Annotated in this window: 13 protein-coding genes and 1 tRNA gene; 5 read left to right on the top strand and 9 right to left on the bottom strand. The window is 69.1% G+C overall.

What is annotated here, in order from left to right; translation table 11 throughout:
- Positions 1-47 precede the first annotated feature (47 nt).
- Positions 48-1,595 carry a serine/threonine-protein kinase gene (locus FNV62_RS43680; RefSeq protein ID WP_225900597.1) on the top strand — a complete coding sequence of 516 codons (1,548 nt, stop codon included), beginning with the start codon at positions 48-50 and terminating at the stop codon, positions 1,593-1,595.
- Positions 1,596-1,683: 88 nt separating this feature from the next.
- Here FNV62_RS43680 and FNV62_RS43675 read toward each other — a convergent pair whose 3' ends face one another.
- The 7 genes from FNV62_RS43675 to FNV62_RS43645 form a co-directional block, all read right to left on the bottom strand.
- Positions 1,684-4,185: a tryptophanase gene (locus FNV62_RS43675; RefSeq protein ID WP_225900596.1), complete on the bottom strand. Its 2,502-nt coding sequence runs from the start codon at positions 4,183-4,185 to the stop codon at positions 1,684-1,686.
- A gap of 391 nt (positions 4,186-4,576) precedes the next feature.
- Positions 4,577-5,923 (bottom strand): cytochrome P450, encoded by a 1,347-nt coding sequence (locus FNV62_RS43670; protein WP_060894659.1) that lies wholly within the window; start codon positions 5,921-5,923, stop codon positions 4,577-4,579.
- Between the two features lie 8 nt (positions 5,924-5,931).
- Positions 5,932-6,525: a GTP-binding protein gene (locus FNV62_RS43665; protein ID WP_054232690.1), complete on the bottom strand. Its 594-nt coding sequence runs from the start codon at positions 6,523-6,525 to the stop codon at positions 5,932-5,934.
- On the bottom strand, positions 6,500-6,877 hold the full coding sequence (locus tag FNV62_RS43660) for a DUF742 domain-containing protein (protein WP_054232691.1): 378 nt from the start codon (positions 6,875-6,877) through the stop codon (positions 6,500-6,502). Before FNV62_RS43660 ends, FNV62_RS43665 begins: the two co-directional genes overlap by 26 nt.
- The gene (locus FNV62_RS43655; RefSeq protein ID WP_054232692.1) at positions 6,874-7,275 is read right to left on the bottom strand and encodes a roadblock/LC7 domain-containing protein; all 402 of its coding nucleotides are present in this window, start codon (positions 7,273-7,275) and stop codon (positions 6,874-6,876) included. Before FNV62_RS43655 ends, FNV62_RS43660 begins: the two co-directional genes overlap by 4 nt.
- Complete coding sequence (locus FNV62_RS43650) at positions 7,272-8,456, bottom strand: sensor histidine kinase (RefSeq protein ID WP_054232693.1); 1,185 nt, start codon at positions 8,454-8,456, stop codon at positions 7,272-7,274. Before FNV62_RS43650 ends, FNV62_RS43655 begins: the two co-directional genes overlap by 4 nt.
- A 358-nt stretch (positions 8,457-8,814) precedes the next feature.
- Positions 8,815-10,629 carry an ABC transporter ATP-binding protein gene (locus tag FNV62_RS43645; RefSeq protein ID WP_097287322.1) on the bottom strand — a complete coding sequence of 605 codons (1,815 nt, stop codon included), beginning with the start codon at positions 10,627-10,629 and terminating at the stop codon, positions 8,815-8,817.
- A gap of 477 nt (positions 10,630-11,106) precedes the next feature.
- On the opposite strand from FNV62_RS43645, the gene FNV62_RS43640 reads away from it, so the two are divergent.
- Positions 11,107-12,564, top strand: coding sequence for an MFS transporter (locus FNV62_RS43640; protein WP_143610051.1), 1,458 nt, complete (start codon positions 11,107-11,109; stop codon positions 12,562-12,564).
- Between the two features lie 421 nt (positions 12,565-12,985).
- Complete coding sequence (locus FNV62_RS43635; RefSeq protein WP_164404954.1) at positions 12,986-14,227, top strand: cytochrome P450; 1,242 nt, start codon at positions 12,986-12,988, stop codon at positions 14,225-14,227.
- 82 nt (positions 14,228-14,309) lie between these two features.
- On the opposite strand, the gene FNV62_RS43630 is transcribed toward FNV62_RS43635, so the two are convergent.
- Positions 14,310-14,386, bottom strand: a tRNA-Pro gene (locus FNV62_RS43630).
- Between the two features lie 186 nt (positions 14,387-14,572).
- On the opposite strand from FNV62_RS43630, the gene FNV62_RS43625 reads away from it, so the two are divergent.
- Both FNV62_RS43625 and FNV62_RS43620 read left to right on the top strand, forming a co-directional pair.
- Positions 14,573-15,277: a transketolase gene (locus tag FNV62_RS43625; protein ID WP_097287320.1), complete on the top strand. Its 705-nt coding sequence runs from the start codon at positions 14,573-14,575 to the stop codon at positions 15,275-15,277.
- A gap of 90 nt (positions 15,278-15,367) precedes the next feature.
- Positions 15,368-16,285 (top strand): transketolase family protein, encoded by a 918-nt coding sequence (locus FNV62_RS43620; RefSeq protein ID WP_097287319.1) that lies wholly within the window; start codon positions 15,368-15,370, stop codon positions 16,283-16,285.
- Between the two features lie 29 nt (positions 16,286-16,314).
- On the opposite strand, the gene FNV62_RS43615 is transcribed toward FNV62_RS43620, so the two are convergent.
- Positions 16,315-16,674, bottom strand: a complete 360-nt coding sequence (locus FNV62_RS43615; protein ID WP_054232697.1) for an MmcQ/YjbR family DNA-binding protein — start codon at positions 16,672-16,674, stop codon at positions 16,315-16,317.
- Positions 16,675-16,706: the final 32 nt, after the last annotated feature.

The following is a 16,706-nucleotide window of genomic DNA, read 5'->3' as shown; positions in this document are numbered from 1 at the left end:
GACGTGCTGCCGCGGGGGTGGTCCTGCGCTGGGGGATGACGGGCACGATGCGGTTCGAACGGATGCAACTGGCCGGGTACGAGATCCAGGAGGTCCTGGGCCAGGGCGGGTTCGCCACGGTGTACCGGGCGCGGCAACTGGCCGTGGGCCGCGAGGTGGCGCTCAAGGTGGACAGCAGGGTGCTCGACTCGCCCCGCGACCGGCAGCGGTTCATGCGGGAGGTCACCGCCGCCGGGCAGCTGTCCGGGCATCCGCACGTGGTCCCGGTGTACGACGCCGGGGTGTTCGGCGACAACCGCCCGTACATGGTGCTCGAACTGTGTCCCGGCGGTTCCCTGGGTGAACGTCTGCACCACCAGGGCCCGCTGTCCGTGAAGGAGGCCCGCGACATCGGCGTGGGCATAGCCGACGCGGTGGCCGCGGCGCACACCGCCGGGGTGCTGCACCGGGACATCAAACCCGGCAACATCCTGATCAACCGGTACGGCGGTGTCGCGCTCGCCGACTTCGGCCTCGCGGCCATGCCCCGGCCGGACCGGGAACTGTCGGTCACCCGGGAGGCGTTGACCCCCGCGTACGCTCCGCCCGAGGCGTTCCACCTGGCCGAACCGACCCCGGCCGGCGATGTGTACTCGCTCGCCGCCACGGTCTACGCACTGCTGCGGGGCCGCCCGCCGCACTTCCCCGAGGACGGCACGCAGCTCAGTCTCGCGGAACTCATCGTGCGGCACACCTGGCCCTACCCCGACCTGCCGGGAGTGCCGACGGCGCTCAACGAGGTGCTCGGGCGGGCCCTGGTGGCGGACCCGGCGCGCCGGCTGTCCGACGCCGGGGCCCTGCGTGACGCGCTCGCCGCCGTCGACGTGGACAGCGCCGACCGGGCCGGCTTCGGTCCCGTACCCGGCGGCCGGACCACCACCGTCCCCGCGCGGCGGGACACCACCCCGCCGCCCGAACCCGGTCGGCCGGGCACGACCACCGCCCCGGCGCCGCAGGACCGGCAGAAGACGAGGCGGCGCCCCCAACTGATCGCCGCGGTGGCGGCGGTGGCGGTCTCGGTGGGCGTCTCGATCACCGTGATCAGCTACCGGGGTGGGGGGTCCGACACCCCCACGTCCCCCTCGACCTCGTCCCGGCCGTCCGTCACCACGTCCGCCGCGAACACGGGGTTCGGTGGGGTGTCGACCACCGCCCGGGACTGCCCCGCCGCCGCGGTCGACGGCGCGGGCGGCCGGTGCGTCACGACCCCCGAGTGCTGGAGCGGCATCACCGACATCTCGGGGACGATCACCGTCAGCCTCGCGGACTGCCGGGTGAAGCACGTGTGGGAGACCTTCGCCATCGCCCCGCTGCCCGAGGACGGGATGACGAACAACGCCCGGGACCTGATCAAGCACCCCACCGTCAAGGCGCTGTGCTCCCAGGAGGTCATGCTGAAGTCCAGGACGGCCACCGGACGGGCCGTCGCCGGCCGGTGGAGCACGGACATCCTGCCGCCGACCGCCCAGCAGTGGTCCGACGGACTCCGCGCCTTCCGCTGTGTCGCCCACGCGGACACGGAGGACGGGGAGATCACCGACAGCCACTTCGGATAGGAGCGGCCGAGCGCCGACGAACCGCTGCCCGGTCACGTCGTTGACGACGTGACCGGGCAGCGGCCTCAGGACGGCGTTTCCCCGCCCGCTAGACGGTCACCGGCTGGAGCTTGGCGCGGAAGTGCCGCAGGATCGGGGACTGTTCCACGATCCGGTAGCCGTGCACGGACTCCGCGTTCTTGGCGATGGTCTCCAGGGTTCTGCCGACGTGGTCGTAGTGGCTGCGCGTGTAGACGCGCCGCGGCAACGCCAGCCTCACCAGCTCGTACGGCGGGCTCTTGACCGGGTTTCCGTCCTCGTCCTCCTCGCCGAGGTACAGCGACCCCAGTTCGGCCGACCGGATGCCGCCCTCCAGGTAGAGCCGGCAGGCGAGAGCGTGGCCGGGGTACTGGTGGGGCGGTATGTGGGGCAGCAGCCGGCCCGCGTTGAGATAGATGGCGTGCAGACCGGGCGGCTCCAGTATGTCCACGCCGGCGGCGCGGACCCGCTGGGCCAGGTGGTCGGCGCTCTCCGCCCGCTCCGCGAGGTAGGAAGGTTCGGTCACCTCCTGGAGACCCTGGGCGATCATGTCGAGGTCGCGTCCGGCCAGACCCCCGTAGGTGGGGAACCCCTCGGTGGCGATGAGGAGGAGCTCGCACTTCTGGGCGAGTTCCGAATCGTTCAGTCCGATGAAGCCGCCGATGTGGACGATGCCGTCCTTCTTGGCGCTCATCACACAGCCGTCGGCCAGACGGAACGCTTCTTCGGCGACCTGGCGCGGGGTGCGGTCCTTGTAGGCCGCCTCGTGCCGGGTGACCAGCCAGGCGTTCTCGGCGAACCGGGCGGCGTCCAGGATCAGGGGGACACCGTGCCGGCGGCAGAGTTCGGACGTTCGCTTCAGGTTCTCCATGGAGACGGGCTGACCGCCACCGCCGTTGTTGGTGATGGTCATGACCACCGCGGCGACACGCGAGCCGGTCGTCTCGGTCAGCCCCCGCTCCAGGGCCTCGAGGTCGATGTTCCCCTTGAAGGGCTCCGAGCTGTCCAGGTTCCGCGCCTCGGCGCAGGGCAGGTCGCGGGCCACACAGCCCGCCAGCTCCACATTGGCGCGGGTGGTGTCGAAGTGCGTGTTGGACAGGACGGTGTCGCCGGGCTTGAGGAGGTTGGAGAACAGGAGTCGTTCCGCCGCACGCCCCTGGTGGGCCGGCAGGATGTGGCTGAAGCCGGTCAGTTCCGCCACCGTGTCCCGGAAACGGTAGAAGGATCGCGAGCCCGCGTAGGACTCGTCACCGGCCATGCCCACGGCGAGCTGCGCCGAGGACAGCGCACCGGTCCCCGAGTCGCTCAGCAGATCGATGGTCACCTCTTCCGCGCGCAGATCGAACAGGTTGTAGTGCACTCGTTCGAGTGCCGCCTTGCGCTGCTGGGGGGTCGTGAGCGGGATGGGTTCGACGACCTTGATCCGGTACGGCTCCATTCTGATTTCTGCTCCTGCCTTTCCGTTTCCTACTGAGTGGAGGGTCTCGCGCGGCTCGGTACCCGCCGCGCGATGGGGGGAGAACGTCTGATGGGACGGCTGGGCCGGCAGCGGCGGCCGTACCGCGTACGCCTCCGAGGAGATGTACGCGGTCACACGGGGCGGTCTGCCACGCTCGTACACCAGCGCCAGATAGGCGATGAGCCCCACGCCGTCGTGCAGCAGCCGTGAGGTGACGGTGGCAAGCGACCGGTCGAGCGCCGCGGTGTCCATGCCGTGTCGGCGCAGCACGGCCACCGCTCGCGCATAGGCCTCCCCGTCGTGCCGGACGTAGTCCCTGACCGGTACGTGGAGGGTGAAGCCGCTCGGCAGGCCGGTCCCGGACTCCGTGAAGGAGTGGCAGGAGAGCACGGGGCGCCCCTCCAGCCGTACGCCGTTCCCGGCGCCGGAGTGCCGCGGCGAGCTGTCGAGACCCGCCGCGACCCGCAGGAACTCCCGTACGGTCTCGGGCCGTGGCCCGGGGTCCGTGCGGGGCAGTTCACCCACGTCGGCGGCGGCCAGGTTCCGATGGGTGACGTAGACCTTCACCCGGGGTGTCTCCCAGTCCCCGAGGTCGAGGGCGAGGAACGGATAGCCGTCGGCCCGGGGCAGCGCGGCGAACGCCTGCCGGTGGCCGAGCCTGTCCAGTGCCTCACGCACCGTCTCGGCGGCCCGGTCCGCCCCGGACGCCGCCGGGTTCAGATAGACCTTGACCTTGGGGACTCCGCCGGGCCGCAACTCCAGGGCCAGCCACAGCGCCAGCGGGCCCTCGGGGTCCGGCGGGAAGAACAGGTCCTCCAGCCGGTCGAGTTGGTCGGTGGCGAAGCCCCAGCGCTCGGCCATGGCCCGGACCACACCCAGTCCGACGCGCCCGTTCTCCGCCAGGCCTTCGGCGCCGTACCCCGGTTCCAGCAGCACGCGCAGGGTCGGTGGCCCGTCCGGCACGAAGGCGAGTGAGTACTCCACCGGCGTGTGGTCGTCGGACAGGAAACTCGGGTAGGACGGCGGTTCGTCCAACGGACGCTCCGCGACAGGACCGAGACAGTCGGTCAGGACACGCGCGTAGATCTCGCCGTCGGACGGTTCGAGACCCATGGCTTGGCACAGTCGGAGTAACTGGTCGGAAACGTAACCGCCGAGCGGTTGCGTGGCCGTGACCGGTCCACCCCCTGTACGGGAGGTGATCATCGGCCCTCCCGGCGGGTGGGCCCGGGAAGGAGGGCAAAAAGATACCCGCCTGAGGGGGCGGGTATCTCGCCATCCGGCACGTGTGGCGCGACGGGTATGGCGCGGGGGTCGAAACTCCCTTGGGAGGTCTGTCGTCGGGGGCGGAGCATGGCTGCGGAGTGCTGTGCTGAAGTGGCGTCGGTGGTCGAGGGCTCCACGACACCTCCTTAACTTGTGATCAACACGATTGCCGCGCTCTTCCCTACCCCTCCGGTTGAATATTGATGCAGTGCGAGGATGTTGGCGGCTGTTGCGTATCTCACGCCTTCCACCAGGACAGGAACGAACTCCACAGCCCGCCGCGCTCCTGCCGGCCCTGCGCACCTCCCTGGTCGCTGCGCGCCGTGGTCTCCGGGCGGTGCTGCGGGTCGGGCTGCCGGGCGGCCCGTACGGGGGTGAAACGGGCCGGAAGCGCGGCCAGCGCCCGGTTGAAGGGACCCGGACGCCAGGTCAGACTGTCCTCGGGTACGGCCAGTTCGACGTCGGGCAGCCGGTTGAAGAGGTTCTCGATGGCCGTCACGGTGATGAGCCGGGCGGGGTCCTTGGCCGGGCAGGCGTGCGGTCCCGCGCTCCACGCCAGGTGGGAGCGGTTGCTCGAGGCGTGCCGGGACGCCGCGAGCGCCGGGTCGGTGTTGGCGGCCGCGAAGCTGACCAGCACGAGGTCGCCCGCCGCCAGCTTCTGTCCCCCGAACTCCATGTCGGCCGCCGGGTAGTGCGGCGCGTAGTTCGCCATGGGCGGGTTCTTCCACAGCGTGGTGTCGATGGCCTCTTCGATCAACCCGCCCGCCGCGTAACGGTCGTTGGTCAGCAGCAGGTGCAGGGTGTTGGAGATGAGGTTGCGCAGCGGCTCCGCGCCGGCGCCCAGGAGCAGGACGAGCTGGTGGGCCATCTCCTCGTTGGTCAGGCGCGCCTGATGCTGCATCAGCCAGGAGGTGACGTCGTCGCCGGGCCGGGACCGCTTGAGGGCCACCAGCTCGCCCACGGCCTGACCCAGTACCTCGTTCGCCTTCTCGGCATTCACACCGTCGAAAATGCCGGATATACCGAAGAGGACCCGGTCGCCGATCTCCGCGGGGCAGCCGAAGAGTTCGTTGAACACGAAAAGCGGCAGCAGCTTGGCGTAGTCGTTGAGCAGATCGGCCGAGCCACGGGTGTGGAACTGGGCGATGAGGTAATTGGAGACCCGCTCGGCGCTCTGGCTCAGCCAATGCGAATCGACACGCGCGAAGCTGTCCGTGATGGCCTGCCGCAGCCGCATGTGGTCGGCCCCGTCACTGAACATGGCGTTGGGCCGGTACACCAGAAGCGGAAGCACCGGACTGTCCGGACTGATCTCACCTTCGTTGAAATCCCGCCAGCGGCGCGAGTCCTTCCGGAAGGCACCCGCGTTCTGCAGCAGTTGGAGCGCCGCCGAGTAATCCGTGACCAGGGTCGCTTCGACACCGGGGGCGAGTTCGACCGGAGCGGTCGGCCCGTAGTGACGCATGTACTCGTAATAGGCTTGCGGATCGGCCGCGAACTCCGCCCCGTGCAACGGCACCGGCTCACCCGTGGCATGAGCCGGGCAGCCGGGTGGTGGCACGGGGGCGGTGGATTCAGTGTTCATGCTTGCTCCTAGCGGGCACGGTCCTGCAAATAGTGAACGAGGGTGATCAGGGCGCTTGCTGATGAGTTCTCGTCGCGAGCGTCGCAGGTGACGACCGGGGTGTCGGGGAGCAGGTCCAGCGCCTCACGCAGCGCCTCCTCGCCACGAATGGGCGTGCCGTCGAAGTGGTTCACGGCAATGGCGTAGGCGAGTCCGTACTGCTCGATCAGGTCGATGACGGCGAAGGAGTCCGCCAGCCGCTCGGGGTCGACCAGCACGAGCGCCCCGAGAGCGCCGCGCGCCATGTCCTCCCACATCTGCACGAACCGCTGCTGGCCCGGCGTACCGAACAGGTACAGCACGACGTGATCACTGATCGTGAGGCGTCCGAAGTCCATGGCCACCGTGGTGGTGGTCTTGCCGCGGACGCCCTTGAGGTCGTCGATCTCCTCGCCGGCCTGTGTCATCGTCTCCTCCGTGGACAGCGGAGGAATCTCCGACATCGTCCCGACGAAGGTGGTCTTGCCCACCGCGAAGTGCCCGACGATCAGGATCTTCACGGCGGTCTGCGCCGCTCCACCGCGGACGTACGCCTTCTCATCCAAAACGGGCCCGGAGACCATCCAGCACCTCCTGAAGAATCTGCTCGTCGACCAGGCGGGCGCGCGCCACCGGCGCGCGCGTGATGAGGTAACCGCCTTCGGCGAGGGCATTGAGAAGGATCTTCACCACGCCCATGGGCAGGCGCAGGTGTCCCGCGATCTCGGCGACCGAGAGGTAGCCGCCGGAGCACATCTCCAGCAGGCTCTGTTCCTCCGGGGAGAGCCGGGCCGGCCGCTGCTGATGGTCGGCGGCCGCCGTGACCAGCGTGATCAGGGAGAACTGGTCGCCGTCGGGGAGGTCCCGGCCATTGGTGATGACGTACGGCCGCACTAACTCCGCGGCCTCGGGCTCCTGCCGCTCGGAATCGGTCACTGGCGTGCGCCGATGTTCTCGCGCGGCGGAGTCGTCAGCGCCTTGCCCAGCTGGCCGACGAGCTGCTGCATGCGGAAGGTGATCTCCCCCATCTCGACGTCGGGAGAGGCCGAGACCGCGAGGTACGCGCCGTCACCGGCGGAGATCAGGAAGACCCAGCCACCGTCGAACTCGACGAGCGTCTGCCGCCACTTCAGATCGGACCCGTCGCAGAAGAACCCGATCGAGCGGCTCAGTGACTGCACACCGCTCATCGCGGCGGCGACGGTGTCCGCGTGGTCCCTTCCGACGCCCTTCGAGGACGCCATCAAGAGCCCGTCGGCGGAGACCAGGACCGCGTGCAGAGCCCCGGGAATCTCCAGGACGCCGTCAAGCATCCATGACAGATCGTTGTTCACGAAACCTCATGCCCTTCGCTGCTTGCGTCATGTGCGTTGCTCGTGCGGCCCGCAGGCTCCGGGAGCGCGGCTCGACCGGACTGCGTGCCGCGCTGGAAGGCACCCATGATCGAGGCGGTCTCCTCTTCGGAGCGGATCGGGGTGCCCGTGGTCATGGGGGCGCCCGTGGTTTCGGTCGGCGGCACGATGGCCATGGCCCGCCTGCGGCGGCGCTTGGGAAGACCGTCGGCGGTCGTGGACACGGCCGCGGCGGGTTCCGGGCCGCTCGGGTTCAGCGAGGGAACAGTGCTCACAGTCTGTGCTCGCTCCTTTGGTTGCGGCATGCTGGTGAGCAGCTCGTCCGGCAGCAGGACCACCGCTCGCACGCCCCCGTAGGGAGACGTCGAGTCGACGGACACCGTGAAGCCGTAGCGCTCACAGAGCACACCGATCACGGCGAATCCGAACTGCGGAGGATTGCCGAGCCCGGAGACACCCGAGGCCCGCTCACTCGAAAGGAGTTTCGCCGCTCGGGCCTTCTCCTCCTCGTTCATGCCGACACCGGCGTCGTCGACGACGATGCAGATGCCCTTGGGTACGGCACGGACATTGATCTCGACACTGGTTTCCGGTGCCGAGTAGCTCGTGGCGTTGTCGAGCAGTTCGGCAAGGGCCAGCGCCACCGGTTCGACAGCCCGGTTGGTGACCGCGAAATCGACCTGCGAAAGAATTTCGACCCGCTGGAAGTGCCGGATCCTGCCCTGCGCGCTGCGGACCACGTCGTACACCGACGCGACGTCACGCTGCCGTCCCAGCCAGCCTTCGCAGAGCACCGCGATGGACTGGGCGCGCCGCCCGAACTGCGAGTTCATGTGGTCGATTTCCAGGAGGTCCTGGAGAATCACCGACTCGCCATACTTGCTCTGCAGTTTGGAAATGGCCAACTGCTGTTCGGCGGCGAGACCCTGAAGCGTCCGCATCGCCGATTTGAGCGCGGTTCTCGTTGCTTCTTCGGCTTGCTCCTGAGCCTTCTTCACCGAGGCCGAATATTGATTCTCAAGCTCAGCGTAGTGATCCCTGAGTTCTTGATTTCCCTGCCTTAAACTCCGCGCAGACCGCTTTCCGCGAATAATGGCGGTAGCTGCAAGCGGAGTACCAGCGATAAGAGCCCAGAGAGCCGGGTCCTGCATGTATTGCGTCATAAGACTCTCTTCAAGCGACTGACAGCCAGCTACTGAATTCCGTCAGCGCGGCGGGCCGGCAGCCCACTGCGCAGGGTTTACCGTCCGGGCCGCACAGGTGGCCAGAAGAGTCGTTTGGCCGGAAGAGTCGTTTTGTGCCCATAGCCCGCTCGGCAAGTGCGGCGATCGTATCATCGCCCCAACTCATGACGGACCGTCAATATGAGGAGTACTTGCGAACATTGATGAGTAGTCAGACTCTCAACGACATCCGAAAAGGGGGCTCTGCGGCTTTCGTCAATCGGTGCCCGGAGTGGACATCGGGGAGCGGGTCCCGCCGAGCGGGCGCGGGGGGACCCGACGCTCGCCGGGTTCGCGTTCAGTGCAGGTCGGCCGGCTCCTCGCTGTCGTCGAGGAAACCGCCCGATTGGTGCTGCCACAGCTTCGCGTAGGCGCCTTCCGACGCGAGCAGTTCCTGATGCGTGCCCTGCTCGATGATGCGTCCGCGGTCGAGGACGACGAGCCGGTCCATGGTGGCGACCGTGCTCAGTCGGTGCGCCACGACGAGCGCCGTCCGGCCCTCCATGAGCCGCCACAGCGCCTCTTGTACGAGGATCTCGCTCTCGGAGTCCAGCGCGCTGGTCGCCTCGTCGAGCAGCAGGATCGGTGCGTCGCGCAGGATCGCCCTGGCGAGTGCGACCCGCTGGCGCTGCCCGCCGGACAGCTTGACCCCGCGCTCGCCCACCATGGTGTCGAAGCCGTCCGGCAGCGCGTCGGCGAACTCCGTGACATGCGCCGCCTCGGCCGCGCGGCGGATCTCGGCCTCGGTGGCGTCCGGCCGGGCGAAGGCGATGTTGTCCCGCAGTGTGCGGTGGAACATCGCCGGGTCCTGCGGCACGTAGGCCATCAGTCCGCGCAGGTCTGCCTGGCGCAGCCTGCTGATGTCCTGCCCTCCGATCAGGATGCGGCCGGAGTCGATGTCCGTCATCCTCAGCAGCAGCCGGGCCAGCGTGGTCTTGCCCCCGCCGGACCGGCCGACGAGACCGATCTTCGCCCCGCTGGGCACCGCCAGGTCGAGTCCCTCGAAGAGCGGCCGCGCGCCCGCGTGGGCGAAGGTCACCTGTTCGAAGCGGACGTCGGCGGCCCGGGACAGCAGCGCTTCCGGCGTCTTCGGGTCGAGCACGGTCGGCGGCTTCAGCAGCAGTTCGGTGAACTGCGCGGCCTCCGTCATCGAGCTCTCCAGGCGGCGGTAGATCTGGTTGAACTCGAACATGATCCGCGTCGCGTTGCTGTAGTACGTGAAGGCGACCACGACCGCCTCCACGCCGTGGCTGCCTCCGCCGAGCGCGACCGCGAGCAGCAGGCCCAGCGCGTTGGTCAGCACGGACATCGGCGCGACCAGTGTGTCGATGCGCAGGTTGCCGTAGTCCCACGACCTCAGCATGAGCCGCCGCGAGGCCGCGACACGGGACCGGTGCTCGGCGGCCTCACGCTCCTCGGCGGCGAACGCCCGGACCGTGTCCATGTTCATCAGACTGTCGGCGACATGGCCCGACACCCGGGCGATCGCCTCCTCGCGCTGATCGACGAGCGCCTGACGGCGGCGGATGAGGGGCAACACGCACAGCGCCGTCAACGCGATCATCGCCAGGAGCCCGACGACGAGCAGCGGTTCGTAGCGCCACAGCACCACCGCCCCGAACACCAGCGGCACGAAGCTGCCCACGACCTGGAACGTCATCGTGTCGACGAACTCCTCGAAGCGGGAGGCGAAGCTCAGCACCCGCTTGGTCAGGGACCCGGCGAAGTTGTCGTGGAAGAACGCGGCGTCCTTGGCGAACAGCTCGTCCATGCCGATGACGTACAACTGCTCGATACCGAGGGCGTCGAGACGGTTCAGGCAGTGCAGGCCGAGGCGCCACAGCATCTCCGCGAGCAGCAGGACGCCGGCGAAGCCGAGGACGTACGGCAGCGTCGAGCCGATGGAGATACCGGCGTCGCCGGCGATCCGGCCGACGAGCTTCGCGACGATCAGAGGCGCGATGTAGTTGATGCCGATGTTGCCGAGCGCCGGCAGCAGCATCGCGGGGGCGGTCAGCCGTCGGAGCCGGGCCAACTCCCGTCCGTAATAGCGAAGGGCGAGGAGCACCGAGCCCTTGCTCGGTGAACCCTCGCGCGATTCAGGCGATCCCATCCCAACCCTGTGTGGTCGTGCGGCAGCCTGCCGCGTGCTTCTCCGGGGAGATTCCGTTGCCTCAGTGGCCGTGTGGAACTGCGGTTTCGAGTGAGCGCGTTCGCTCGGGTCGTCCTCCGACGGGCGGGGTACGACGACGGGCCCGCGGCGACACCCACGTGCGAGTTCGGCGGGCCAGGAATCGCAGTGTCCCGCGACGGCTCCCGCCCGGTCCAAGCGTTTTTATCGGCCAACGGCGCACGTCGCACGCCTGCGCGACCCGACCGAACAGGCGTGTGCCCCTGAGTCGAGCGGCCCGATCACCCCGGCCTCGATGGGCCCGGGCGTCTCTTCCACGCGGTCTTTTTCTGCGCAGCTCATTGATTGTACCGACCGTTAGGTCTATTTTACCGGTCGCCGCTCTCGCACTGGACGTCCCCCACGCCGCCCGGCCCAGAGCCACTCTCCGGATCTCCGCTCACCCCTGGAAGGCCGCAGATGTCCCAGACCCGAACCTCTCCCCCGCAGGCCCACGAGAGATCCCGCTCCACCACGCGCAACGTGCTCGTCGTCGTCGCGCTCGTGTGGACCGTCCAACTGGTCGCGCTCGTCGCCGCGTTGTCCGGCGTCGCACAGGCCGACATCGCGATCCACTTCCGGACCACGGACATCGCCTGGTTCACCCTGATGACCCTGCTGACCGGGACCTTCTTCCTGCCCTTCGCGGTCAAGGCCGCGGCCCTCTTCGGCAAGAAGCGCGTCCTGCTCGTCGCCACCGGTCTCGGCTTCGTCGGCGACCTGGTCGCCGCCTTCGCCACCGACTACCGCACGCTGCTGATCGGGCGCGGCATCGCGGGCGTCTACGCGGCAACCGCCCCGATCGCCTACGCGATCACCCGGGACGTGTTCCCCCGCCGCTGGGTGGGACTCGCCAGCGGGCTCCTGGCCGGCGGGGTCGGCCTCGTCGCCTTCGGCGGGCCGTTCCTGGCCGGCTGGCTCCTGGACGGTTACGGATTCCGCGGCGTGCTGTGGTTCATGGCCATCAGTACCGCCGCGAGCTTCGTGCTGGTGGCCGCCTTCGTACCGGAGAGCCCGGTCCGTGAGGCGGGCGGACGGATGGACTGGATCGGCGGACTCCTTCTCGGCGGAGGGATCACGGCGATCGTCTACGCCGTCGGCCAGGGATCGCAGTGGGGCTGGGGCAGCGCCGAGTTCGCCGCCTACATCGCCGGGGCGCTGATCACGCTGGTCGCCTTCGTACTCGTCGAGCGCCGGGTCGCCGACCCCCTGTTCCCGCCGTCCATGACACGGCGTCGTCCGGTGTGGACCGTCCTGCTGGCCACCTCCGTGGCAGCCGGCTCACTCAGCGCCGTGGGCGTGGTGATGCAGATGCTGGTACTGATGCCGAAGATCCCCACCATCTCCGAGGGCCTGGGCTGGTCCGGGACCCGGAACGCCGTGGTCACCAGCCCGATCAGCGCCATGATCATCGTGGCGGCCGTCGGCACCGGTCTGCTCGTCCGCCGGGTGGACGCACGGATTCTCCTGGGTACCGGCTCCGCGCTCACGGTGCTCGGTTACGGCATCGGCACCCACCTGCACCACAACGCCGCGCAGATCGTGGAGATGGGCCTGATCGCGGGGCTGGGCACGGGCATGGTCGTCGCCGTCGTGCCCATCATGATCATCGAGGTGGTCACCCCCGAGGAACAGGCGTTGGCCAACGGCGTCCAGACCCTCGGACAGGGCGTCGCGCAGATCGTCGTCTCCCAACTGGCCTTCGTCGTGATGGCGCAGCACGGGAGGATCCTCAAGGGCACCCAGTTCTACCTCGACACCGGCTTCACGAACGGGCTCTGGCTGGTCGTCGGATGCTGCGCCCTGGGCGCGCTGCTCGTTCTCCTGATCCCCAGGACCAAGCGCCTCGACGAGGCCGAGGTCGGTCAGGCGGCCTGACCTGGCGGGCGAGCACGGGGGCCGCGCGGGACGGGACGGGGTATTTCACAGTCCGGATCAGAGCGCGCCCCCATTCGGTTCGCGCTATCAAGTAGACCGACCGGTTGATAAATCAGGGCTAATTCATTACGCCCCCCAGGCCGGCCGAGTCAACCCGCTCCCACGCACTTCGTCCGTGCGGCCGACCTCATGGACATAGCGTCGACAAACCCTCCCAACCGGACTGCCACAAACGGAACATCAGTAGCGAACCACCCGTCGCGCGAGCTTCGCACCGAACAAAGTCGACGTCGAGAGCATTGATTGTACCGATCGGTCGAAGTATGGTTCCGGCAAGCATCGGCGTGGTGCACCACATCGGGCTGGAGGAATCGCGCGGCTCTTTCACCGCCCGCGAAGAAGACGAGAGGATTGAGGCACCGTGACCGAGAACGTGGCCGGCACCGAGACGGCCGAGGCAACCCCGGAGTACCCGTCGCCCCGATCGGCCCAGTGCCCCTTCGCGCCGCCGCCGGGACTGCTCGACCTGCACGACTCGGGCAAGTCCGTCGTTCGTGCGAGGACATGGGACGGCAGCACCCCATGGGTCGTCACCCGCCATGCCGCGCTGCGCGAGATCCTCGCCGACCCGCGGGTGAGCGCCGACATCGGCGGGCCGGGATACCCGCACACCACGGAGGCCATGAAGGCGCACGCCGCCGAGATGCAGCCGTCGATCAACAACACCGACGGCGCCGAACACTCCCGGTGGCGCCGGATGCTGACGAGCTCGTTCACCCGCCACCGCATGGAGAAGCTCCGCCCGGCGATCCAGCAGATCACCGACGACCTCATCGACAAGATGCTGGCGGGGCCCAACCCCACCGACCTCAACACGGCCCTGTCCCTGCCTCTGCCGTCACTGATGATCTGTGAGCTGCTCGGAGTGCCCTACGAGGACCACGAGTTCTTCCAGGAGCACGCAGGCGTCACCAACGCGCGGTTCAAGTCGCCCCAAGAGGCCGCCGAGACGACGAGGGAGCTGCGCCGCTACATCTCCGGGCTCATCGAGGCCAAGATGGACGACCCCGCCGAGGACGTCCTGTCCGACCTCGGCGCGCGCGTCAAGGAGGGCGATCTCAGCCTGGCGGAGGCCGCTCCCCTGGGGCACATCCTGCTCGTCGCCGGCCACGACACCAGCGCCAACATGATCACTCTGGGCACAGCCCTGCTGCTCCAGAACCCCGACCAGCTCGCGGCCCTGCGCGAGAACTGCGACGACCCGAAGTTCGTGGCGAACGCCGTCGAGGAACTGTTGCGCTACCTCACCATCCCGCACCTGCTCGCACGACGAGCCGTTGTCGAGGACATCGAGATCGACGGCGAGACCATCCGCGCCGGCGAGGGCGTCATCGCGGCCCTGCCGGCCGCCAACTGGGATCCACTGGCGTTCCCCGAGCCCGAGAAGCTCGACCTCGCCCGCCGGGCGGCGCACCATGTCGCCTTCAGCTGGGGCCCGCACCAGTGCATCGGGCAACAGCTGGCCCGTATCGAACTCCACATCGTGTTCAGCACGCTGTTCCGTCGGGTGCCGACCCTGCGGCTCGCGGTCGACGTCTCGGAGCTGAAGTTCAAGGAGGACTCACAGGCGTACGGCATCTACGAGCTGCCCGTCACCTGGTAACTCCTGGAGGTCCGTGAAGCAGCGGATACGACAAAGCCGTCTTCTCATCGCCGAGAAGACGGCCTCCGACCTGCTGTGAAGCTGGTCGGGACGACAGGATTTGAACCTGCGACCCCTTGACCCCCAGTCAAGTGCGCTACCAAGCTGCGCCACGTCCCGTTGCCCGCCTGACCTGGGGTTTCCCCTGGCCGAACGCGCACGGAAACAATACCGCACTCTGGGCGATGGTCGCGCATCCGTTTATTCGGGGCCGACCGGGGCGCCGGGGGGGGACAGGGCCACGCGGGAGAAGACTTCGAGACGGCGCTTGACCTGAAGTTTGATTGAGGTTGCACGATCGTCGGCATGACGATCATCGAGGCGGAACGCCACCACCGGTACCAGGACCTGCCCCGCCTGATGGGGCTGATGACCGGCGACGAGAAGCACGGACCCGCGGCGACGTCCACGCTGGACGCGCTGTGGGTGCTCTACGACCGGGTGCTGCGGGTCGGGCCCGAGCGGATGGACGATCCGGAGCGGGACCGGTTCCTGCTCTCCAAGGGGCACGGGCCCATGGCGTACTACGCGGTGCTCGCGGCCAAGGGCTTCGTGCCCGTGGACTGGCTGCCGGACTTCGGCGCGTACGACTCACCGCTCGGACACCACCCGGACCGGGTGCTGGTACCCGGCGCCGAGATCGGCAGCGGGTCGCTGGGGCACGGGCTGCCGATCGCTGTCGGCACCGCGCTGGGCCTGCGCGCGCAGGGGCTGGGCGAGCCCCGGGTGTGGGTGCTGATCGGCGACGCGGAGCTGGACGAGGGCAGCAACCACGAGGCGATCGCGTACGCCGGGCCGGCCGGTCTCGACCGGCTGCACACCGTGGTGATCGACAACTCCTCCGCCAGCCATGCCCGGCCCGGCGGTATCGCCGCCCGGTTCGAGGCCGCGGGCTGGTCCGCCCTGACGGTCGACGGCCGTGACCACGAGGCGCTGTACGCCGCCTTCACCGCGCCCCACCCGGGTCGCCCGCACGTGGTGGTCGCCCGGGTCGAGCCCAAGTCCGCCTGAGACACCCGAGGCGCCTGAGGCGCCTAAGGCGTCTGCGGCTCCGGACGCTCCCCTCTCCTCATCCCGTACCCCCCGAAAGGCCCCCCTTCCATGGACACCATGCGTGATCGTTTCGCCCCCGTCATGACGCGGCTGCTCGACGAGGACCCTCGGGTCGCGGTCGTCCTCGCCGAGATCGGCAAGGACGGTTTCACGGAAGCCCGACGCAGGCATCCCGATCGGGTGATCAACGTCGGTATCCGCGAACAGCTCCTGGTCGGGGCGGGCGCGGGCCTGGCGCTGACCGGTCTGCGACCCGTCGTGCACACCTTCGCCAGCTTCCTCGTCGAGCGGCCGTTCGAACAGGTCAAGCTGGACCTCGGACACCAGGACGTGGGCGCGGTGCTGGTGAGCGCGGCCGCGTCCTTCGACTGGCCCGCCGGAGGCTTCACTCACATGGCACCCGGCGACGTGGCCCTGCTCGACACGCTGGACGGCTGGACCGTGCACGTTCCCGGCCATCCGGACGAGGCCGAGCAGCTGCTGCGACAGGCCGTCGCCGCCGGGGACGACAAGGTGTACGTGCGGTTGTCCGTGCAGTCCAACGCGCAGGGCCTGCCGGTCGACGGGGCCCGCTTCCGTACCGTCCGGGAGGGGCACGCAGGGGTCGTCGTCGCCGTCGGGCCGATGCTCGACGCCGCACTCGCCGCCACGGAGGGACTCGACGTCACCGTCCTGTACGCGGCCACCGTGAGGCCCTTCGACGGGCAGACCCTGCGCCGCGCGACGGAGGCGGCGGGCACCGACGTCGTCCTCGTCGAGCCGTATCTGGCCGGTACGTCCACGACCGCCGCGGGCGACGCGCTCGCCGACGTACCCCACCGTGTCCTCGGCCTCGGCGTCCGTCGGCGTGAGCTGCGCCGGTACGGAACCCTCGACGAGCACCTGACCGCGCACGGCCTCGACGCGGGATCCCTGCGGGAGCGGATCGGCGGCTTCCTGAGCGCCTCGGACCGACCGCGCCCCTGAGTCCGCCCCCGCCCGTGCGGCCCCGCGTGTCAGTCGGCCTTCGGAAGTCCCAGCTCCGGGTGGGCGTCGAGCAACCGGGGCGGAGCCGCCTGGCGCCAGGAGTCGGCCAGGATGTCGCGGAGTTCGTCGCCGTCCTCCAGGGCGGCGAGCCGGACCCTGACCCAGGCGAAGCCCGCCTCGTGGTCGGCGATCCAGAACTTGCCGGGCTCCGCCAGGACGAGTTCGTCGCGCTCCTCCTTCGGGCAGCGCACCGCGATGGACGTCTCCTCCTCGGGCAGCGTGGCGAACATCTTCCCCGCGACCCGGAAGGTGGGCATGCTCCAGGCGATCTTCTCCGTGGTGTCCGGTAGGGAGAGGGCGGTACGGCGTACGTCGTCGGCATCCGGCATGAGAGGCACGGTAGCCAAAGGCACTGACATCG

The sequence above is a fragment of the Streptomyces sp. RLB3-17 genome, from assembly GCF_007113425.2.
Taxonomy (GTDB): domain Bacteria; phylum Actinomycetota; class Actinomycetes; order Streptomycetales; family Streptomycetaceae; genus Streptomyces; species Streptomyces mirabilis_D.
This window is presented reverse-complemented; position numbering and strand designations above follow the sequence as displayed.

Bases quoted from the DNA above. Each gene is read 5' to 3' on its own strand.
- FNV62_RS43680 (WP_225900597.1), top strand. From the start codon at position 48: ATGCGGTTCGAACGGATGCAACTGGCCGGGTACGAGATCCAGGAGGTC.
- FNV62_RS43675 (WP_225900596.1), bottom strand. From the start codon at position 4,185: ATGGGTCTCGAACCGTCCGACGGCGAGATCTACGCGCGTGTCCTGACC.
- FNV62_RS43670 (WP_060894659.1), bottom strand. From the start codon at position 5,923: ATGAACACTGAATCCACCGCCCCCGTGCCACCACCCGGCTGCCCGGCT.
- FNV62_RS43665 (WP_054232690.1), bottom strand. From the start codon at position 6,525: ATGGTCTCCGGGCCCGTTTTGGATGAGAAGGCGTACGTCCGCGGTGGA.
- FNV62_RS43650 (WP_054232693.1), bottom strand. From the start codon at position 8,456: ATGACGCAATACATGCAGGACCCGGCTCTCTGGGCTCTTATCGCTGGT.
- FNV62_RS43645 (WP_097287322.1), bottom strand. From the start codon at position 10,629: ATGGGATCGCCTGAATCGCGCGAGGGTTCACCGAGCAAGGGCTCGGTG.
- FNV62_RS43640 (WP_143610051.1), top strand. From the start codon at position 11,107: ATGTCCCAGACCCGAACCTCTCCCCCGCAGGCCCACGAGAGATCCCGC.
- FNV62_RS43625 (WP_097287320.1), top strand. From the start codon at position 14,573: ATGACGATCATCGAGGCGGAACGCCACCACCGGTACCAGGACCTGCCC.
- FNV62_RS43620 (WP_097287319.1), top strand. From the start codon at position 15,368: ATGGACACCATGCGTGATCGTTTCGCCCCCGTCATGACGCGGCTGCTC.
- FNV62_RS43615 (WP_054232697.1), bottom strand. From the start codon at position 16,674: ATGCCGGATGCCGACGACGTACGCCGTACCGCCCTCTCCCTACCGGAC.